Below are 17,990 nucleotides of genomic sequence, written 5' to 3'. Positions count from 1 at the left end.
GCGCTTGATCAGTCCGGGCGAAGAGCACAAGGCTCCGAAGCGCTAGCCCGAATTGGTATCTAGGAAGTTCAGTATTTCTCCCCCAAAGTTCTAGGGTCGCTGACTGGCGGCACCCGAAACGCGGAATATCCCCTCACGACTGCGATATCTCTGCTTTTCTATTGGGGCAACTCAAACAACTGAAAGCATGAAGTCTTCAATCACATGATTGCGGAACTAGATCTGTGCGTCCTTGTACTGAGTTACGCGCAATCCAATACGTCAGGTTTGGCCAACAAATCGAAAATTGAACCGCAGATGATCAGGTAATGCATACATCTGCATACCAGTAACAGTATCGGAGTAAGCGCGAGTAAATCCCATTTGAGATGAGAGGGATTTCGCACACTGCTCCGAATTCCTTTGGAGGAAGCGAAATGTCTAATTATCAGCCCGGTGGCGACACCGAAACCAACAACATCGGTGCGCTTGCCGACGGTTTCCTGGGCAATACCGCAATCAATGATCCGGACACCTCGAACGGCTCGACCGCCTATATCGGCGGCCTCGCCAATGGCGACAACCGCGACAACACCACCAACACCGACAACAGTGATAACAGCGACAATAGCAACAACAGCGATAACAGCGACAACAGCTCGGATATCACTGTCGACGCTACGCTCGATCTGCTGAACGGCAACAATCGCGACAACAGCTACGATTGGGACTACGACAGCAAGACGACCAACACCAATATCAATGATGCGGACACCAAGACGACCACCATCACCGATACGGATGTGAAGTCGGACTATGACTGGAGCTACGACAGCAAGTCGTACAGCGACAACGATATCAACACGAAGACCGACACCGACATCAAGACGGTCACCGATACCGACGTCAAGACGACCACGACGAGCGACAGCTTCAATACGGCTGACAGCTTCAACAAGACCGACAACGACACCACGAATACGGCGGACAGCTTCAACAAGTCGGACGACGACTTCGCGACGGTTCATGACGTCAAGGACTTCGACAACCTCGGCATCGCCGGCGGTGACGTGAACTTCAACCTCGGTGACAACTTCTCCTTCACCCTGGATGTCGACAACATCCTGAACGGCAGCCTCGGTGGCGGCAATGCCTTCAATGCCATCCAGGCGAACCATCTTGCGGACCAGGATTCGGTCTGGAGCATGAAGATGGATGCCGCGAATGCGACCAATAACGTCTCCACCGCGGGCAATAGCGCGACCGGTGCGGAAGGTATCGATCTCGGCCACCATGGCGGCTGGACCGGCGGTGCCGGTGACGACGTCAACGGCTCGAGCGTTGCGGATGCGTCCTCGATCCTTGCGAATTCGGGTATCCATATGGAACTCGTGCAAGGCGCGAACATGCTCAGCAATACGTTCGACGCGATCGGCCACGACTCCAATACCGTGGGCCAGGACTCGCACGACGGCGCATAACCTCCAGGACTGTCCAAGACATCCTGCACCGGCGGTCCCGCCGGTGCAGTTTGGCGGCTTGATGCAGCACACGAGAGTATCCGTGACGGGCGGGTATGCTGTTGAGAGGCCGGGCACCGTGGCAAACGGGAGGGGCCACCATGCATACAGAGAAGCTTTCAGAAATCATTGCGCACTTCATCGGCCTATTCGATACGGCGACCGAAGAAGCGAAAATGCGCAATGCCTATGCCGAGGGTTCTCGGCCGACCGAAGACAGCGCGCTGCCGCATGACGAAGAAGCGGCCGCGCAGAAATTTGCCTCGGATCTCGAACTGAAAGACTACGATCCGAGCGCGCCTTACCGGTCACTCGCCTATGACATCAATTTCGCGCATCCGCGCTTCCTCGGCCATGCCTTCGAGGAAAGCATCGCCAAGCTGAACGAGCTGGCGCATCGCGACCTGACGGGGCTGCATTTCACCCCGCAGATCACCGTTCCGGGCGAAGATCCGCTGCTGCCGATCTATGCCGGTCCGGGCTCGATGATCGCACATGTCTCGCAGATCAACATCCTCTATGACGACGACTTCCTGAACCTGTCGGATCAGCAGGTCGATCCTCGCGACACCAGTTTCGTGACGATGAAGCTGATCGAGTATGAGGAGAAGGCCGAGGCGCTGTCGCCGTTCCAGGAGATCCACCGGACCGACAATGCCGAGGCGCTGACCAAGATTGCCGACAGCATGCACGACTATATCCGCTCGATGCCGGAAGCTTCCGACGAGACGCCGGATGGACAGCCGCTGCCGACTTTCGTGACCGACGGCGATGCCGACGGCCCGACCTATCTCTACAAGAGTGCGGGCGACGATCTCAGCAGTCCGTCCTACATCGTCAACGGCGTTGCCACCACGACGGCACCGGTGCTCGACGACATGATGCCGGACCGCGGCATCGCCAAGCCGCCGGCCGACCTTGAAGACAGCAAGAGCGATACACCGCAGGAAGAGCATGGCGGCCCGGGCAATACGCTAGACATCGCGGCCGGCGCCAACGTGCTCGCCAATATCGTGCAGATTACCGATACCTCGGTTATCTCGTCCGTGACCGCGGTGATGGGCAACTACCATCAGATCGACGCGATCACCCAGAGCTACATCTATAGCGACCACGACGATTTCAGCGGCGTCTTCGACAAGTCGCAAAGTGCTGCGACCGTCGCCAACAATATCGCTAGCTTCCAGCGCAGCGTCTATGACGACGGTGGCTCGCAGCATTCTGCCTCCACCGACGACGGACACGATCCGACCTTCCCGACCGCCTGGCGCGTCAGCGTCGTCAATGGCGACGTGTCCTTCGTCAACTGGATCGAGCAGTATCACTTCATCAACGACAACGACACGATGACGATCACCGCCACCGGCACGGATGCGACCGTGCTGACGGGTGGCAACTCGGCCGTCAATTTCGCGTCGATGTTCGGCATCGGCATGCAGTACGATCTGGTGATCGTCGGCGGCAACGTTCTCGACATGAACGTCATCTCGCAGATTTCGGTGCTCTACGACAATGATTGGGCCCGCGGCCAGGACGGTGCCCCCGGCGCCACGATCCAGGGCGGCAACAACCTGATCTGGAATCTTGCCGAGATCCACAATGTCGGCGCCAATGACCGCTTCCAGGCGATGCCCGACTACATGGCCGCCACCCAGAAGGCGATCGAGGAACGCGATCCCTCGATGCCGGAAGGGCTTGCCCATGACGCCAACTTTGCCGGCTATGCGGGGCTGAACGTCCTCTACATCACCGGCAACCTCTATGACGTCAACGTCATCAAGCAGGTGAGCATTCTCGGCGATTCCGACGACGTCACCCATGTCATCTCGTCGATCGCCCAGAACAATCAGAACGCCACGATCCATGTCGATACCGGCAGCAATGCCGTCGTCAACATCGCCCAGATCATGGATTACGATACGATTGGCCATACGACCTACCTGAATGGCCAGCTCTATTCCGATGCGATTCTGATCCAGAGTGGCCTTGTCGAACACGACACGACGCAGCCGCAGCAGGCACCGCTTGCCAATGAAGCCATCGCCTTCCTCGGCAACGACAGCGACCAGCATGCCAGCGGCTCCGACGACGTGACGATCAATGGCGGCCACGACTACGCATGGCACCTGACCCACCCGGATGTGATGCAAGGCGTCACCGCATAGTTTTGAGTAGAGGGAAGCGCTCCCATGAATCACATTCCAAAGAACACCTTCACCGGAAGCCGCACTTTGGGACTCGGCCGGCGCGGCAGCGCGTTCGACGAGGATATGACCGATGCCTGCATGTCGGCGATCGACGACGCTGTCGCCAATCTTCGCCTGCTGACCGAGAAGCGCGCCGCAGCGCGCGCCGCCGAAGCTGCTGCCTTCCGGGCCGCCGCCGCCGAGGATCTTGCACGGACGGTTGAGGTGCCGGAAGCCGTCGAGGCTGAGGAAGAGGTTGCTGCGGTCGAGATTGCCGCTGTGCCCGAAGCTGCCGCTCCGGTTGAACCGGAGATCCAGGCCGAAGAGCCGGCACCGGTTGAGCATGAAGACACAGAGGCGCAGGCGGAAGTGGAGGTCGCGGCTCCGACAGTAATCGAAGCAACGGCGGGAATCGAAACCGTTCAGCAGGCCGAGGTTCTGGAAGAGCCCAAGGCCGTAGAGGTAGAAACGCCTCCCGCACCGATCGAAATCGCGACAGCGGTGGTCGAGCCTCCGGCCGTGCAGGCAGAACCCGTAAGCGCTCCGGCAGCGGCCGAAGCCGAAGAGACAGTCGCTCGCCGCACACCGCAAACGCCGGAGATGCCGGAAGCCATTCCGCAGGAGCCTTCGGAGCTGAAGCAGAGCCCGACGATCCCGTTCGGCAAGACGATCGAGGGCAATACCGGCCCGCTGCAGGAAAACGACCGGCGGCTGAAGACCGGCGGGGGCGGCAATGGCAAGGATCCGGATTCCGGTGGTGGCGGAGGCGGTGGCGGCGGCAACGGCGCGAACTTCCACAAGCGCAGCGAGCCGGTGAATTTCGCGGCCAGCCTCGCCAAGGGCATTGCTGCAGTCCGCCGCAACATGGTGATCGTCATGGCCTTCACCATCGCCATCAACATTCTGCTGCTGGCGATTCCGCTCTACCTCTTCCAGATTTCCGACCGCGTGCTGACCAGCCGCTCGATCGATACGCTCGTCATGCTGACGATCGCGGTGCTCGGCGCCGTGCTGATCCAGGCCTTCCTCGATTCCATCCGCCGCTTCATCCTGATGCGCACCGCCGTCGAGCTCGAAGTGCAGCTGGGGGCGCCGATCCTTAGCGCCGCCGCCCGCGCCTCGCTGCATGGCACCGGCAAGGATTACCAGATCCTCCAGGACCTGCAGCAGCTGCGCGGCTTCCTGACGTCAGGGACGCTGATCGCCTTCCTAGACGCGCCGCTGATGCCGCTGTTCATCGTCGTGGTCTATCTCGTGCATCCGCATCTCGGCCTGATCATCATGGCCTGCTGCGCGGTGCTGTTCTTCATCGCCTACCTGAACCAGAAGTTCACGGCGCGGCAGTTCGCCGACGCAAACACCTATCTCAGCCGCGCCAACTTCCACCTCGATTCCATGGCGCGCAACTCGCAGATCATCAATGCGCTCGCCATGATCCCGGAAGCGGTGAAAATGTGGGGCCGGGAGACGGCCGGATCGCTGAAGAGCCATGTGGCCGCCCAGGACCGCAACATCATCTTCTCCGGCATCTCCAAGGCCTGCCGCATGATCACGCAGGTGGCACTGCTCGGCTGGGGCGCGCACTTGTCACTCTCCGGTGAATTGACCGGCGGCATGGTGATCGCCGCCTCCATCGTCTCGGGACGCGCGCTGGCGCCGATCGAGGGCGCGATTGAAGGCTGGCATCAGTTCAACCGCTCGGCCGCCGCCTATGGCCGCATCAAGCAGCTGCTGATCAACTCGCCGCTCAACTTCCCGCGGCTGCGCCTGCCCAATCCGGAAGGCCGTCTCGACGTCGAGCGTATCCTGTTCGTGCCGCCGCCGCAGAAGAAGGTCATCCTCAACGGCATCTCCTTCTCGCTGAGGAAGGGCGAATCCCTTGCCGTCATCGGCAATTCCGGTTCCGGCAAGACGACGCTCGGCAAGATGCTGGTCGGTTCGATCCTGCCGACATCGGGCAATGTGCGTCTCGACCTGATGGACCTGCGCAACTGGGATCAGCGGCAGTTCGGCGAAAGCATCGGCTATCTGCCGCAGGACGTGCAGCTCTTCCCCGGCACGATCAAGGCGAATATCTCGCGCATGCGCGACGATATCGACGATCACCAGATCTACGAGGCCGCGGTTCTGGCCGACGTGCACGAGCTGATCGCCAGCTTCCCGCAGGGCTACGAGACGATCGTCGCGGCCGACGGCGCGCCGCTTTCCGGCGGCCAGAAGCAGCGCATCGCGCTTGCCCGCGCCTTCTTCGGCAATCCGAAATTTGTCGTCCTCGACGAACCGAATTCCAACCTCGACACGCAGGGCGAGGCCGCGCTTGCCCGCGCGCTGATCCATGCCAAGAAGCAGGGCATCACCACGGTGACCATCACCCAGCGCCCCGCCCTTTTGCAATGCGTCGACAAGATCCTGCTTCTGAAAGACGGCTCGGTCGGCATGTTCGGCGAGCGCATGGAAGTTCTGCAGGCGCTGCAGGGCAACGGCAACAATCGTCCTCAGCCGCGTATCGAAGGGTAATCGAAATGGCTCATACCAGTCTGCAGACGGTCAACAATCCGGTCGAATGGTATAGCGAGGTTCCGCGCTCGATCCGCTATCACACGATGATCGGGCTTGCCGTGCTGATCATATCCTTCGGCAGCTTCGGCTTCTGGGCCGGCACTGCGCCGCTTGCCTCGGCAATCATCGCCCAGGGCAGCTTCGTCGCGACCGGCAACAACAAGATCGTCCAGCATCTCGAAGGTGGGATCATCAAGGACATGCGGGTCAGCGAAGGCGACGTCGTCAAGGAAGGCGACGTGCTGCTGACGCTCGATCCGACCGCAGCGCTCTCCAACGACCGCATGCTGAAGCTACGGCGTCTGCGTCTGGAAGCCGTCGTCGCCCGCCTGCATGCCGAGGCCGCCGGCGACCGGGATTTCAAGATCCCCGACATCGTCATGGCCGAAGCCAGCGACCCCGATATCGGCTCGATCATCCAGAGCCAGAACATCGTCTTTCACAGCAAGCAGGTGAAACTCGAGGAACAGCTAAACCTGATAGAGAAGAACATCGCTTCGCTCGAATACCGCTACAAGGGCTATAGCGGCCAGAAGGATTCCTTCGACCGGCAGCTGGCGCTTTTGACCGAGGAGCGCGATTCCAAGGCGCGCCTCGTCAAGGTCGGCTATATGCGCAGGACCGACCTCCTGGCGATCGAGCGCGCCATGGCGGATGCGATGGGCGATATCTCGCGCCTGCAGGGCGAGCTCAACGAGAGCGAGGCTGAGATCGCCAAGTTCCGCCAGGAAGCGATCATTGCCGTCAACTCCAACAAGCAGGCGGCGCTCGATGCGCTGGAAACCGCTGAATCGGATCTCGACAGCGTGCGCGAGCAGGTGCGCGAGGCACAGGGCGTGCTCGAGCGAACCGTCATCCGCTCGCCGGTCAACGGCACGGTCGTGCGCGCCTATTACCACACCGCCGGCGGCGTCATCACCACCGGCAAGCCGATCATGGAAATCCTGCCGGCCCATGTGCCGCTGATCATCGAAGCGCAGGTGCTGCGCACCTCGATCGACCAGCTGCATGAAGGCCAGACGGCGGCGATCCGGCTTTCGGCGCTGAACCGCCGCACGACGCCGGTACTCAATGGCAAGGTCTTCTATGTCTCGGCAGACTCGATCGAAGAGAATGCCGGGCTGCAGACCAAGGACGTCTACATCGTGCGCGTCGAAATCCCGGATTCGGAGATCGCCAAGGTGCATAATTTCCACCCGGTTCCCGGCATGCCGGCCGACGTGTTGATCCAGACCTCGGAGCGCACCTTCTTCGAATATATCACCAAGCCGATCACCGACAGCATGTCGCGTGCCTTCAAGGAGCGCTGAGATTTATAATACAAAGAGACTAGGAGCTTCCGCCGCGGATCTGCAGTATTCTCGCTCGCAGGATCGGTTGGTGGAGGCTTCTATGGCGGCCATGTCTGACGTGCTCTTGCGGGTTGGGCGGCTGAACTATGTCTGGACCAATACCGAGAGCCTGCTGATCTATGTCATCGCTCACCTTCTCAGGGTGGAGAAGGATGCGGCGATCGTGGTGTTCCTGACGCTGAACACCACACGGGCGCGCATCGACCTTGTCGAGCGTCTCGCCAAGCTGCACTCGACCCCTGCTTCCGATCGCAAGACTATCCTTCACATGATGATGCGGCTGAAGAAGGAATCGAAGATGCGCAACAAATACAATCACTGCATCTATTCCTTCGACGACAAGGGGCAGATCTCCTCCACGCAGCTGATGCGGCTCGTCGAGGACGACAAGGAAATCCGCTACGGCAAGGTGGAGCAGCTCGACCAGCGGGAGCTCGATGCGCTTGAGCGCTCGATCGGCGAGATCGTGGCGATCAGCAATTCGCTCTGGGAATTCATCCATGCCAGCGAGCATGCCTCGGCGCATATCTAGGCCTTCGGCATCGGCCGCGTGATCCACCAGAAAACCAGCGCCATCACACTGAATGAACAGCCGAGCGCACAGACGCCCGGCCAACCGGCATGCGCGTAGATCATCGTCGAGGTGATGGCGCCCAGTGCGCTGCCCGCGGAGTAGAAGACCATGTAGCCGCCGACCAGGCGGCTTCGTGCTTCCGGGCGGGCGGCGAAGATCAGCGTCTGGTTGGTGACATGCACGGCCTGAACCGCGAAATCGAGCGCGACGACGCCAAGCAGGAAGACCGGCAGGGAAGCCGGCAGGCAGAGGATTGCCGCCCAGGAGATTGCCAGCAGTGCCAGCGAGGCGCCGGTGGCGGGTTGCGCTAGGCCTCGATCCGCAAGCCGACCGGCGCCGCTTGCCGCCAGGGCACCGGCAACGCCCGCCAAGCCAAACAGGCCGATAGCCGTATGCGACATGAGATAGGGCGAAGCGCTCAACGGCAGGACCATTGCCGTCCAGAGCGTGCTGAAGCTTGCGAAGATCAGGAACGCCAGCACGGCCCTTGCGCGTAACAGAGGATCGCGCAGGAAGAGCTGCGGGACGGACCGGAGGATCGCGACATAGCCTTCCTTCGAACCGGATGGCATTTCACGCGGCAAGGTCTTGGCCAGGAGCATGCTCATGATCAGCATCAGCATTGCCGATGCCAGATAGACGGTCCGCCATCCTCCGAGATCGGCGAGCAGCCCGGCCCAGAGGCGTGCGGCGAGGATGCCGATAACGACACCACTCGTCACCAGCCCCACGGCCCGGCCCCGCTCCTCGGGTCCTGTCAGCGACGCGGTCAGTGCGACCACCACCTGAACGACGACGGACAGCAGCCCGAGAGCAATCATCGCGACTAACAGCATGAATGTTGATGGCGCCAGGCCGACGGCAGCGGCGGCGGCCGAAAGCAGCATCGTCTGTGTAATCACCAGCCGGCGTCGGTTGGCGATATCGGCGAGCGGCACGATCAGCAGCAGACCCGCGGCATAGCCAATCTGCGTCAGCGTCACGACGATACCGATATCGGCAGTCTCGAGGCCGAAATCCGAGGCAATCGAGCCGAGCAGCGGTTGGGCATAATAGACATTGGCGACGCTTGCGCCGCAGGTCACCGCGAAGAGAAGCAGCGTCCAGGAGCCGAGTTTCGATTTTACCCCGGCAGACGATGGGGTGTCCTTGAGGAAGTCCATAAGCGTGATCCCGATTGAATCCAGTTCAATGATGAGACCACTTGAGGTGCGAACGTTCTAGTTCTATTTTAGAACCAGAATGGAGGACCGATAATGAAGCGGAAGAGCTTTCGCGAGGCCGAGTGCCCGGTTGCACGTAGCCTCGATGCGATTGGCGACTGGTGGTCGCTGCTGATCATTCGCGACGCTTTCGACGGCATCACCCGCTTCACCGCCTTCCAGCAGAATCTCGGGATTGCCAAGGGCATGCTGGCAACCCGGCTTCGCGACCTGGTGGAAGCCGGCGTTCTCGACCTCGTGCCTGCCTCCGATGGCAGCGCCTATCAGGAATATGTGCTGAGCGCAGCAGGGCGCGACCTCTTCCATGTCATCGTCGCCCTGCGCCAATGGGGCGAGGCGCATCGCTACAGACCGCAGGAGCGCCGCTCGGTTCTCGTCGATACCGAGAGCGGCGCGCCGGTTTCCCGGCTGGAACTCCGCGCCGCCGATGGCCGGCGGATTGCCTGGCCGGATACCCAGGTGATTGCGCCTAGCTGAGCAGCCATTCCCTAACCCGCAAGGCTAGCCCGATTTGATGCCGGTTTTTATCCGAACGGCATATTTGATGCCTGCCGTTTCCCCGTAGAATGCAGGTTCCCGAACTGTGTAAGGGGTGTTGGGAGGGGGATGATGCGCATTGACGTGATCGACACGGAGGCCGGTTTCGACGGGCTCCGCGAACAGTGGGAGCGGGTCTATGGAAACGATCCCTACGCCCAGCACTTCCTCTCCTGGATCTGGCTGAAGCCCTATCTCGCGCGGCGAAACCGCTGGTTCGTGCTGGCGCTACGCGAAAAGCCGGAAGGTTCACCCTACGTCGCCTTCTTCCCGTTACGGGTGGTCACACAGCACGACGAGAAGACCGGCCAGTTCATCGACGAGATCATCATGGCCGGCAACTGCTCGGCCGATTATACCGGCTTCCTCGCCGAACCTGCCTATGAGCAGAACGCTATCGAAGGCTTCTCTCAATATCTCAAGCAGCAGAACTGGACGCATCTGAAGGTCGAGTTCTTCTACGGGCCGCAGGAGCGCCGCGACGCATTCCTGCGGGCGCTGGAGGGGCCTGACGTGATGTTTCGCGACAGCTCGCCGAAGAATGCCGAGAATATCGACAATTGCATCTGCCCGGTCGTCCATCTGCCCGACAGTTTCGACGTCTATCTCGACACCAGCATGAGCAGCCAGACGCGGCAGAAGCTGCGCCGCTTCATGCGCAAGGTCGAGGCTGACGAGAACTACCGGATCACCATGGCGACGGCGGAGACGATCGAGCGCGATCTCGACATTCTCTTCAGGTTCTGGCGGATCAAGTGGCTGGCGAAGAAGGGCGAGGAACGGACCGACCGGCTGGTCGCCGGGACGCGGACCCTGCTGATGGACAGCTTTGCGACCGGCAATCTCGATGTCCCGGTTCTCTGGCATGGCGACCGGCCGCTCGGCGTGCTGGCCAACATGATCGACAGGCAGAAGAAGTCGGTCCTATTCTATATCACGGGCCGAGACGAGGAGTGGAAGACGCCCTCTCCCGGTCTCATCCTGCACGCCCACTGCATCCGCAAGGCGATCGCCGAGGGTTTCAAGACCTACGACTTCCTGCGTGGAACCGAGCCCTACAAGTATATGTTCGGGCCACAGGAGCGGCAGCTCTCCTGCACCATCTTCCGCAGCCGCACCGGCCGCAATCTCGGCGAGGTCATCAACCGGCGCAGCGTCGATTTCATCTATGAGCGGGCGCTCGACATGTACCGGCGCGGCGACAAGGCCTATGCGGAGTCCTCCTTCAAGCAGCTGCTCGCCACAGTGCCCGGCCATATCGGCGCCGAGTTCGGCCTCGCGAGCCTGACCTTCGACCGCGGCATGCTGCCGGAGGCCGAAGCGGCCTTTGCGGGGCTGATCGGCCGCGTCAAGGACCCCGCCCCCGTCTATCTGAAGCTCGGCGAGACACAGCTGGCGCTCGGCACCTATGATCAGGCCGCCAAGACCTTCGGCAAGATCATCCAGATCGCGCCCTATGATGCACAGGCCTATTACAAGCAGGGCGTGGCGCTGGCCGGCGCCGGGCGGAAGGACGAGGCCGCCCGCTCCTTCTCGATGATCGAGCAATTCAACTACGACGACCCGAAGCAGCAAGCCTATGCAGAGAAGGCGCGCGATGCCCTGCGCCGGATCGTCACCGAGCAGGTGCCGGAGCCGAAGGTACGGGCGAAGAAAGCAAAGCAGGCAAAGCGGGTGCTGCCGCTACCGTCACGGCCGAAATTCGAGCGGGAGCCGGCCTTCTCCTGATCGTGGTGCGAAGCCCTGCCTTTTTGAACGCGGGAGTTTCCTGCGCTGACGAGGCGTGATAATCAGCCGCCCATGACCAAGACCTCTTCCCACTCCCCCATCCATGTCATCGGCGGCGGCCTCGCAGGCTCCGAAGCTGCCTGGCAGATCGCCAATGCCGGCGTTCCCGTTGTCCTGCACGAGATGCGCGGCGTTCGCGGCACCGATGCGCACAAGACGGATAGCCTTGCCGAGCTCGTCTGCTCCAACTCCTTCCGCTCCGACGATGCGACCAGCAATGCCGTTGGCGTCATCCATGCGGAAATGCGCATGGCCGGGTCGCTGATCATGGCCTGCGCCGACAAGCATCAGGTTCCGGCAGGCGGCGCGCTTGCCGTCGACCGCGACGGCTTCGCGGAAGCCGTGACCAAAGCGATCGAGGAGCATCCGCTCGTCACCGTTGTTCGCGAGGAAGTCGCTGGCCTGCCACCGAAGGAATGGGATCAGGCGATTATCGCCACCGGACCGCTAACGGCGCCGTCACTTGCCGAAGCCATCCAGGCCGAGACCGGCGCCGATGCACTCGCCTTTTTCGATGCCATCGCGCCGATCGTCTATCGTGAGAGCATCGACATGGATATCTGCTGGTATCAGTCGCGCTACGACAAGGTCGGCCCCGGCGGCACCGGCAAGGACTACATCAACTGCCCGATGACCGAAGAGCAGTACAATGCCTTCGTAGACGCGCTGATCGCCGGCGACACAGTCGGCTTCAAGGAATGGGAAGGCACGCCTTATTTCGACGGCTGCCTGCCGATCGAGATCATGGCCGAGCGCGGCCGCGAAACGCTGCGCCACGGGCCGATGAAGCCGATGGGCCTCACCAACTCCCATAATCCTGGTGTCAAGGCCTATGCCGTCGTGCAGCTGCGCCAAGACAATGCGCTCGGCACGCTCTACAACATGGTCGGCTTCCAGACGAAGCTGAAATACGGCGCGCAGGCCGATATCTTCCGGATGATCCCCGGCCTGGAGAATGCAGAATTCGCCCGCCTCGGCGGCCTGCACCGCAACACCTACATCAATTCGCCGACGCTGCTCGACCATTCGCTGACGCTGAAGTCGCGCCCCGGTCTGCGCTTCGCCGGTCAGATCACCGGCTGCGAGGGCTATGTCGAAAGCGCCAGCGTCGGTCTTCTGGCGGGACGCTTCGCGGCTGCGGAGCGCAAGGGCGAAGCGGTATCGCTGCCGCCTGTCACGACGGCACTCGGCTCGCTGCTCGGCCATATCACCGGCGGCCATCTGGTGACTGACGAGGAACCGGGCAAGCGCTCCTTCCAGCCAATGAACATCAATTTCGGCCTCTTCCCGGAGCTGCAGCCGGGTTCGATCGTCAAGCCGGAGGGCGTCAAGCGCTTCCGCGGCAAGGACAAGACGATCATGAAGCGTCAGCTGATCGCCAAGCGGGCGCTTGCCGATTGCGCCGCGTGGCTCGGCCAGAGCGTACCGCTCGCCGAAAGCGCCTGATCAGAGATCAATGATTGTTGGCTGCCGGCTTTTCGGCCGGCGGCAGCATCAGATCGGCATCGGCGACATAATTGCCGAGCAGCCAGAGCGAGACTTCGGACGCCTCCTTGGCGGAAACGAATTCGAAGGTGCCGTTCTGATGCGGATGGTCGAGGAAGTCGATCACCAGTCCCTTGCCCGTTTCCGAGCTTGCGACCCGCACCCTGCCCGGCTGAAGCACGTGGCAAGAGAAGTGGCGGTGCATGCTGCGCATGAAACCAGCCTTGTTGTCATGCAGGCGCACGAAGACCACCTGGCCATCGGCCGTTGCCTGCAGCTGGCGGATCGCCTCGTGCGGGAAGGCGCGATTGAACTCGAGGATCGCCAGACCCATGTCGCGCAAACCCTCTTCATCGCGGTTCTGCGATGCCATCCGCGTCGCCACGAAGGCAAGGAGGAACAGGGCTGCGAAAATGACGATCCAGACGATAATGCTCAACGCCGTTCTCCAAAAGGACTTGCGGTTGCCGCCTTATAATGCCTGAGCCTTGCGCGAGTTTGAACTCGGCTCAGATTTTCTTGCGCATCATCGCCATGGTCATGGCGAATTGGCGGCGCCATTGGGCGGATTGCAGCGGCTGATCGAAGAGGCCTGCCCCTGCCTTCTGTGCCTTCTTCAGCACCGGCTCGGCGATCGTCGCCGGCAGGAAGGCCGGGAAGACGCTTGCCGGAAGCGTTGCCGCCCGTGCCTTTGCAAGATGATCGCGGCCAAGACCGGCGAAGGCCTCGATGGCCGCCGAAATCCTTGCCTTGTCCTCGCCCGCAAGGAAGCTGTCGCGGTCGAGGCCGGTGGCGCTCAGGATTTCAAGCGGGATATAGACCTGCCCGCGGTGGCGGTGCAGCGGCATCAACAGCAGCATGCCGGCGATCGCCTGCGCGACGCCTGCATGGCCTGCCGCATCGGCAGACTTCGCGGCATCCTCGGGCGACAGGACGAGGCTTGCGAGCTGGATCAGCGCCGAGGCGGTTTCGCCTGCATAGCCTTCCAGCGCACTGCGGCTCTCCATCGGATCGTCATAGAGATCAAAGATGCGCGCCTCAATCATGTTGATCAGCGTCTGGCGCGGCAGTCGGTGCGCCTCGATGGCGGTCAGCAGTTCGGCGGCAACCGGATTGGCTTCGGTCGAGCCATGGGCGCTGCCTTCCAGGAGGTCGCGCCAATATTGCATGCGCACTTCGCCTGGCAGCGGCTCATGGACGAGATCGCGCACCTTGGCGAGTTCGGCATTGAAGGCATAGAGGGCAACGAGTGCGGCGCGCTTGTCGTCCGGCGACAGCAGGCTCGCGAGATAGCGGTCGCGATCATTGTCGCGCAGCATCGCCAGGCAGATCTCCTGGTTTCCAGGCTTCGTCTCGGACATGGTCAGACCGCGATCAATGCCGCTGCGACTGCGCGGGATTCGGCAAGCATGATGTTGTAGGTGCGAACCGCAGCGCCGGTGCTCATCGGATCCGACGAGATGCCTCGCGCCTTCAGCGCCTGCTTCAATTCCGGCGGCAGGCGGCGAAGCTCGGTACCGGTGCCGACCAGCAACACCTCGATATCGCCGGCTTCATCGAGAACCTTCGTGAAATTCTCCACCGACAGCGGCTTGGTCATATCCATATCCCAGCCGTGGATGCCCGAGGGCAGGCACAGGATGGAGCCGCGATGCGACATGTCGGCGAAGCGGAAGCCGCCATTGCCATAGGTGTCGATGGGCGCGCGGCCCGGGAAATGGGCCTCGCGGATTTCGATGCCTTTTGCCATGATTTTAGACTGTGGCCTTTCCAGGTGTGCCGCCGGCCGTCTCGTTCTCATCCTCGTCGTCGTAGGATTTCGGGCGAAGCCTGAAGAGAATCAGGACCGGCGCAGCAATATAGATGGAGGAGAAGGTGCCGACGGCAACGCCAAAGAGCATCACCAGCGCGAAGGGCCGGATCACCTCGCCGCCGAACAGCGTCAGCGCCAGCAGCGCGAGCAGCGTCGTTGCGGCCGTCAGGATGGTGCGCGACAGCGTCTGGTTGATCGAGGCGTCGATCAGGATCGGCAACGGCATGCGCGTATAGCGTTTCAGGTTTTCGCGCATGCGGTCGTATACGACGACGGTATCGTTCAGCGAATAGCCGACGATGACGAGCAGCGCCGCGATACTGGTCAGGTTGAACTCGATGCCGGTCACCACGAAGAAGCCTAGCGTCAGGATGACGTCGTGCAGCGTGGCGATGATCGCGCCGATCGCGAACTGCCACTCGAAGCGGATCCAGATATAGATCAGGATTGCCAGCAGCGACGCGAGAACGCCGAGCGTCGCGGTGCGGGCAAGCTCGCCCGACACAGCCGGGCCAACCACTTCCAAGCGGCGGAAATCATACTCGTCCTGCAATTCGCTGCGCACCAGCGAGATCGCCGACTGTTCGGCGTTGTCGCCGCCGCCCTGGGACTGCAGGCGGATCATCGCGCTTGCCGGATCGCGCAGCCGCTTGACCTCGACATCGCCGAGATTGAGCTCGCTGAGGCGCGAACGGATATCGTCAGCATCGGCAGTACCGTCCTTCGAGCGGGCCTCGATCAGCGAGCCGCCGGTGAAGTCGACGCCGAGATGCATGCCTGCGGTCGCGACACCCAGCATGCAGACGAGCGAAAGGGCTGCGAGCGCCGTGAAAGTGTAGCGGCGGATGCCGATGAATCGGACTGCGGTGCCGTCGAAGACGTCGGTATGGACGCTCTTCGGCAGGTGCCTCAAGCGGCGGCGGCGCACCCAGGCCTCGACCAGCGGACGGGTGAAAAGGAAGGCGGTGAAAGCCGTGGTGATGATCCCGGCCGCCAGCGTCACGGCAAAGCCGCGGATGGCGTCGCTGCCGAGATAGAAGAGGATGGCGGCGGCCACCAGCATGGTGATGCTGGCATCGACCACGGTCATGAAGGCGCGCGAATAGCCGGCGGAAATCGCCTGATCCAGATGCAGGCCGGCCTTCAGCTCCTCGCGGATACGCTCATAGATCAGCACGCAGGCATCCACGGCGATGCCGATCATCAGCACCATGCCGGCAAGGCCGGGCAGCGTCAGCGGCGCCCCGAAGACGGTGAGCACGGCGACGATCATCAAAAGGTTGACCAGCAGAGCAACGCTGGCGATGACGCCAAGCATGCCGTAGAGGCCGATCATCAGCCCGGCCACCAGCACGGCGCCGATGATGCCGGCAATCAGGCCGGCATGGATCGCATCACCGCTGAGGCCTGGATCGATCGTCCGCTCCTCGACGATGGTGAGCGCCGCAGGCAGAGGGCCGGAGCGCAGCATGGCGGCGAGGTCTTCGCTTTCGTCGGGCGAATAGTTCAGCGGAATGCGGCTGCTGTCACCGACCGGCAGCTTGCTGAGCTCGGGCGCCGTCAGCACCTGATCGTCGAGCAGGATCGCCAGCGTGCGCCCGGCATTCTTCTCGACGAGATCGGTAAAGCGGCGCGAGCCGTCGAGATTGAAATTGAAGGTCAGGAAGGACGTATCCGGCGTCGGGCCTGGTTCGATGGCGAAATCGCCGAGATCGGACGCATGCAGCACTTCGGCGCGCTCGACGAGATAGGCGATCGGCGGATCGTCCTGCGAATAGACGATCTCGGATCCGGGCGGCACGCTGCCGGCCATCGCATCCTGTGCGCTGACGCTCGAATCGACGAGGCGGAAGGTCAGCTTGCCCGGCTGGCTCAGCAGGTCCTTGAAACGCTGCGGATCGCCGAGACCCGGGATCTGGACGACCAGCCGGTCGCGGCCCGCGGGCGTGATGATGGGATCGATGCCGCCGGCTTCGATGGCGCGATGGGCAACGATCGCGACCGAGCGCTCCAGCGCCGAGGCGAGCGTACGATCGATCGCCTTGTCGCTGATCTGCAGGTTGATCTGGCCGTCATTCGCCTTGGTGATCGCGATATCGGCATCGGGAACGCCGCCGGCCGGCACGGCGAGCGGTGCAAGCAGAGACAGCGCACGGTCGATCTGGGCGGCGTCGGTAATGCGCACCTGGACCGTCTGAGCGTTTCCGGCAAGTCCGGTATAGCGGATATTGGCATCGCGCAGCCGTGTGCGGACGCTGGCAACGGTGCTTTCAAGCCGGCTCTGGACGATATCGGCGCGGTCGATCTTGACGACGAGATAGGCGCCGCCCCTGAGATCGAGGCCCGGCGTCAGTGCCTTGTGCGGTAGCCATTGCGGCAGGGAAGCAAGTGTATTGGGGGAGAAAAGATTTGGCGCGGCGGCCAGTGCCGCCGCGACGATGGCAAACCAGATCAGAAGAGTTTTCCAAAGGGAAAATTGACGCATTCTGCCTTTCCGATCTGGCTGCCGAAAGCAATGTTATGCAGCGTCGGCCTTAACCGGCTCGCCCTTGACGCGAACATCGGCGATACCGCTGCGGACGACGCGAACGCGAACGCCATCAGCAATTTCCACTTCAACTTCCTTGTCGTCAACGACCTTCGTGACCTTGCCAACGAGACCACCGGCGGTGACGACCTGGTCGCCGCGGCGGATTGCGGAAAGCGTGTCGGCGCGCTTCTTGGCCTGGGCGCGCTGCGGACGGATCAGCAGGAAATACCAGACGACCATCAGCGGCACGAACAGGATGATCATTTCGAAGCCGGAGCCGAATGGCGACGCGGCAGTATCCGTTGCGGCCTGGGCAAATGCCGGGGTGATGAACATTGATAAACTCCTCAGCTGCGGGCGGCGAAATTCCGCCTCTCTTTTCAGTGGCCGGACTATAGTTGCGGTAAGAACGAATGCAACAAAAACAGCCGTGAGGCGTACCGA

The 17,990-nt window shown here is 61.9% G+C and carries 14 protein-coding genes; 8 read left to right on the top strand and 6 right to left on the bottom strand.

The window, feature by feature from the left end; translation table 11 throughout:
* The first annotated feature begins 416 nt into the window (after positions 1 to 416).
* The 5 genes from ACQZ5H_RS04610 (at position 417) to ACQZ5H_RS04590 (ending at position 8,128) form a co-directional block, all read left to right on the top strand.
* Complete coding sequence (locus tag ACQZ5H_RS04610; RefSeq protein WP_130278428.1) at positions 417 to 1,460, top strand: fibrinogen-binding protein; 1,044 nt, start codon at positions 417 to 419, stop codon at positions 1,458 to 1,460.
* Positions 1,461 to 1,600: 140 nt separating this feature from the next.
* Positions 1,601 to 3,664: a hypothetical protein gene (locus ACQZ5H_RS04605; RefSeq protein ID WP_449096830.1), complete on the top strand. Its 2,064-nt coding sequence runs from the start codon at positions 1,601 to 1,603 to the stop codon at positions 3,662 to 3,664.
* A gap of 24 nt (positions 3,665 to 3,688) precedes the next feature.
* Positions 3,689 to 6,202 (top strand): type I secretion system permease/ATPase, encoded by a 2,514-nt coding sequence (locus tag ACQZ5H_RS04600; protein WP_449096829.1) that lies wholly within the window; start codon positions 3,689 to 3,691, stop codon positions 6,200 to 6,202.
* 5 nt (positions 6,203 to 6,207) lie between these two features.
* Positions 6,208 to 7,554, top strand: coding sequence for an HlyD family type I secretion periplasmic adaptor subunit (locus ACQZ5H_RS04595; protein ID WP_112711594.1), 1,347 nt, complete (start codon positions 6,208 to 6,210; stop codon positions 7,552 to 7,554).
* 82 nt (positions 7,555 to 7,636) lie between these two features.
* A complete protein-coding gene (locus ACQZ5H_RS04590; RefSeq protein WP_112711593.1) occupies positions 7,637 to 8,128 on the top strand; it encodes a hypothetical protein in 492 nt (163 codons plus the stop codon).
* On the opposite strand, the gene ACQZ5H_RS04585 is transcribed toward ACQZ5H_RS04590, so the two are convergent.
* Positions 8,125 to 9,333, bottom strand: a complete 1,209-nt coding sequence (locus tag ACQZ5H_RS04585) for an MFS transporter (protein WP_449096828.1) — start codon at positions 9,331 to 9,333, stop codon at positions 8,125 to 8,127. The genes ACQZ5H_RS04590 and ACQZ5H_RS04585 overlap by 4 nt on opposite strands.
* Before the next feature lie 90 nt (positions 9,334 to 9,423).
* Here ACQZ5H_RS04585 and ACQZ5H_RS04580 point away from each other — a divergent pair, with 90 nt between their 5' ends.
* The 3 genes from ACQZ5H_RS04580 to trmFO all read left to right on the top strand — a co-directional run bounded on the left by ACQZ5H_RS04580 (position 9,424) and on the right by trmFO (position 13,164).
* On the top strand, positions 9,424 to 9,870 hold the full coding sequence (locus ACQZ5H_RS04580; RefSeq protein ID WP_354541068.1) for a winged helix-turn-helix transcriptional regulator: 447 nt from the start codon (positions 9,424 to 9,426) through the stop codon (positions 9,868 to 9,870).
* Positions 9,871 to 10,002: 132 nt separating this feature from the next.
* Positions 10,003 to 11,658, top strand: coding sequence for a GNAT family N-acetyltransferase (locus ACQZ5H_RS04575; protein ID WP_449096827.1), 1,656 nt, complete (start codon positions 10,003 to 10,005; stop codon positions 11,656 to 11,658).
* 72 nt (positions 11,659 to 11,730) lie between these two features.
* The gene (trmFO, locus tag ACQZ5H_RS04570) at positions 11,731 to 13,164 is read left to right on the top strand and encodes a methylenetetrahydrofolate--tRNA-(uracil(54)-C(5))-methyltransferase (FADH(2)-oxidizing) TrmFO (protein ID WP_449096826.1); all 1,434 of its coding nucleotides are present in this window, start codon (positions 11,731 to 11,733) and stop codon (positions 13,162 to 13,164) included.
* A gap of 7 nt (positions 13,165 to 13,171) precedes the next feature.
* Here the strand turns inward: trmFO and ACQZ5H_RS04565 are convergent, their stop codons facing one another.
* The 5 genes from ACQZ5H_RS04565 to yajC all read right to left on the bottom strand — a co-directional run bounded on the left by ACQZ5H_RS04565 (position 13,172) and on the right by yajC (position 17,882).
* A complete protein-coding gene (locus ACQZ5H_RS04565) occupies positions 13,172 to 13,642 on the bottom strand; it encodes a hypothetical protein (RefSeq protein ID WP_449096825.1) in 471 nt (156 codons plus the stop codon).
* 70 nt (positions 13,643 to 13,712) lie between these two features.
* Positions 13,713 to 14,564 carry a phytoene/squalene synthase family protein gene (locus tag ACQZ5H_RS04560; protein ID WP_449096824.1) on the bottom strand — a complete coding sequence of 284 codons (852 nt, stop codon included), beginning with the start codon at positions 14,562 to 14,564 and terminating at the stop codon, positions 13,713 to 13,715.
* 2 nt (positions 14,565 to 14,566) lie between these two features.
* Entirely contained in the window at positions 14,567 to 14,953 is a 387-nt protein-coding gene (locus ACQZ5H_RS04555; protein WP_112711586.1) for an Mth938-like domain-containing protein, read from the bottom strand.
* 4 nt (positions 14,954 to 14,957) lie between these two features.
* Positions 14,958 to 17,501, bottom strand: coding sequence for a protein translocase subunit SecD (secD, locus tag ACQZ5H_RS04550; RefSeq protein ID WP_449096823.1), 2,544 nt, complete (start codon positions 17,499 to 17,501; stop codon positions 14,958 to 14,960).
* A gap of 33 nt (positions 17,502 to 17,534) precedes the next feature.
* Complete coding sequence (yajC, locus tag ACQZ5H_RS04545) at positions 17,535 to 17,882, bottom strand: preprotein translocase subunit YajC (protein ID WP_112711584.1); 348 nt, start codon at positions 17,880 to 17,882, stop codon at positions 17,535 to 17,537.
* Positions 17,883 to 17,990: the final 108 nt, after the last annotated feature.

Source organism: Rhizobium sp. 21-4511-3d (assembly GCF_053522545.1).
This window is presented reverse-complemented; position numbering and strand designations above follow the sequence as displayed.

What these genes read in the sequence shown, in the direction of transcription:
- ACQZ5H_RS04610 (WP_130278428.1), top strand. Translation starts at nt 417, where the DNA reads ATGTCTAATTATCAGCCCGGTGGCGACACCGAAACCAACAACATCGGT.
- ACQZ5H_RS04605 (WP_449096830.1), top strand. Translation starts at nt 1,601, where the DNA reads ATGCATACAGAGAAGCTTTCAGAAATCATTGCGCACTTCATCGGCCTA.
- ACQZ5H_RS04600 (WP_449096829.1), top strand. Translation starts at nt 3,689, where the DNA reads ATGAATCACATTCCAAAGAACACCTTCACCGGAAGCCGCACTTTGGGA.
- ACQZ5H_RS04595 (WP_112711594.1), top strand. Translation starts at nt 6,208, where the DNA reads ATGGCTCATACCAGTCTGCAGACGGTCAACAATCCGGTCGAATGGTAT.
- ACQZ5H_RS04590 (WP_112711593.1), top strand. Translation starts at nt 7,637, where the DNA reads ATGGCGGCCATGTCTGACGTGCTCTTGCGGGTTGGGCGGCTGAACTAT.
- ACQZ5H_RS04585 (WP_449096828.1), bottom strand. Translation starts at nt 9,333, where the DNA reads ATGGACTTCCTCAAGGACACCCCATCGTCTGCCGGGGTAAAATCGAAA.
- ACQZ5H_RS04575 (WP_449096827.1), top strand. Translation starts at nt 10,003, where the DNA reads ATGCGCATTGACGTGATCGACACGGAGGCCGGTTTCGACGGGCTCCGC.
- trmFO (WP_449096826.1), top strand. Translation starts at nt 11,731, where the DNA reads ATGACCAAGACCTCTTCCCACTCCCCCATCCATGTCATCGGCGGCGGC.
- ACQZ5H_RS04560 (WP_449096824.1), bottom strand. Translation starts at nt 14,564, where the DNA reads ATGTCCGAGACGAAGCCTGGAAACCAGGAGATCTGCCTGGCGATGCTG.
- ACQZ5H_RS04555 (WP_112711586.1), bottom strand. Translation starts at nt 14,953, where the DNA reads ATGGCAAAAGGCATCGAAATCCGCGAGGCCCATTTCCCGGGCCGCGCG.
- secD (WP_449096823.1), bottom strand. Translation starts at nt 17,501, where the DNA reads ATGCGTCAATTTTCCCTTTGGAAAACTCTTCTGATCTGGTTTGCCATC.
- yajC (WP_112711584.1), bottom strand. Translation starts at nt 17,882, where the DNA reads ATGTTCATCACCCCGGCATTTGCCCAGGCCGCAACGGATACTGCCGCG.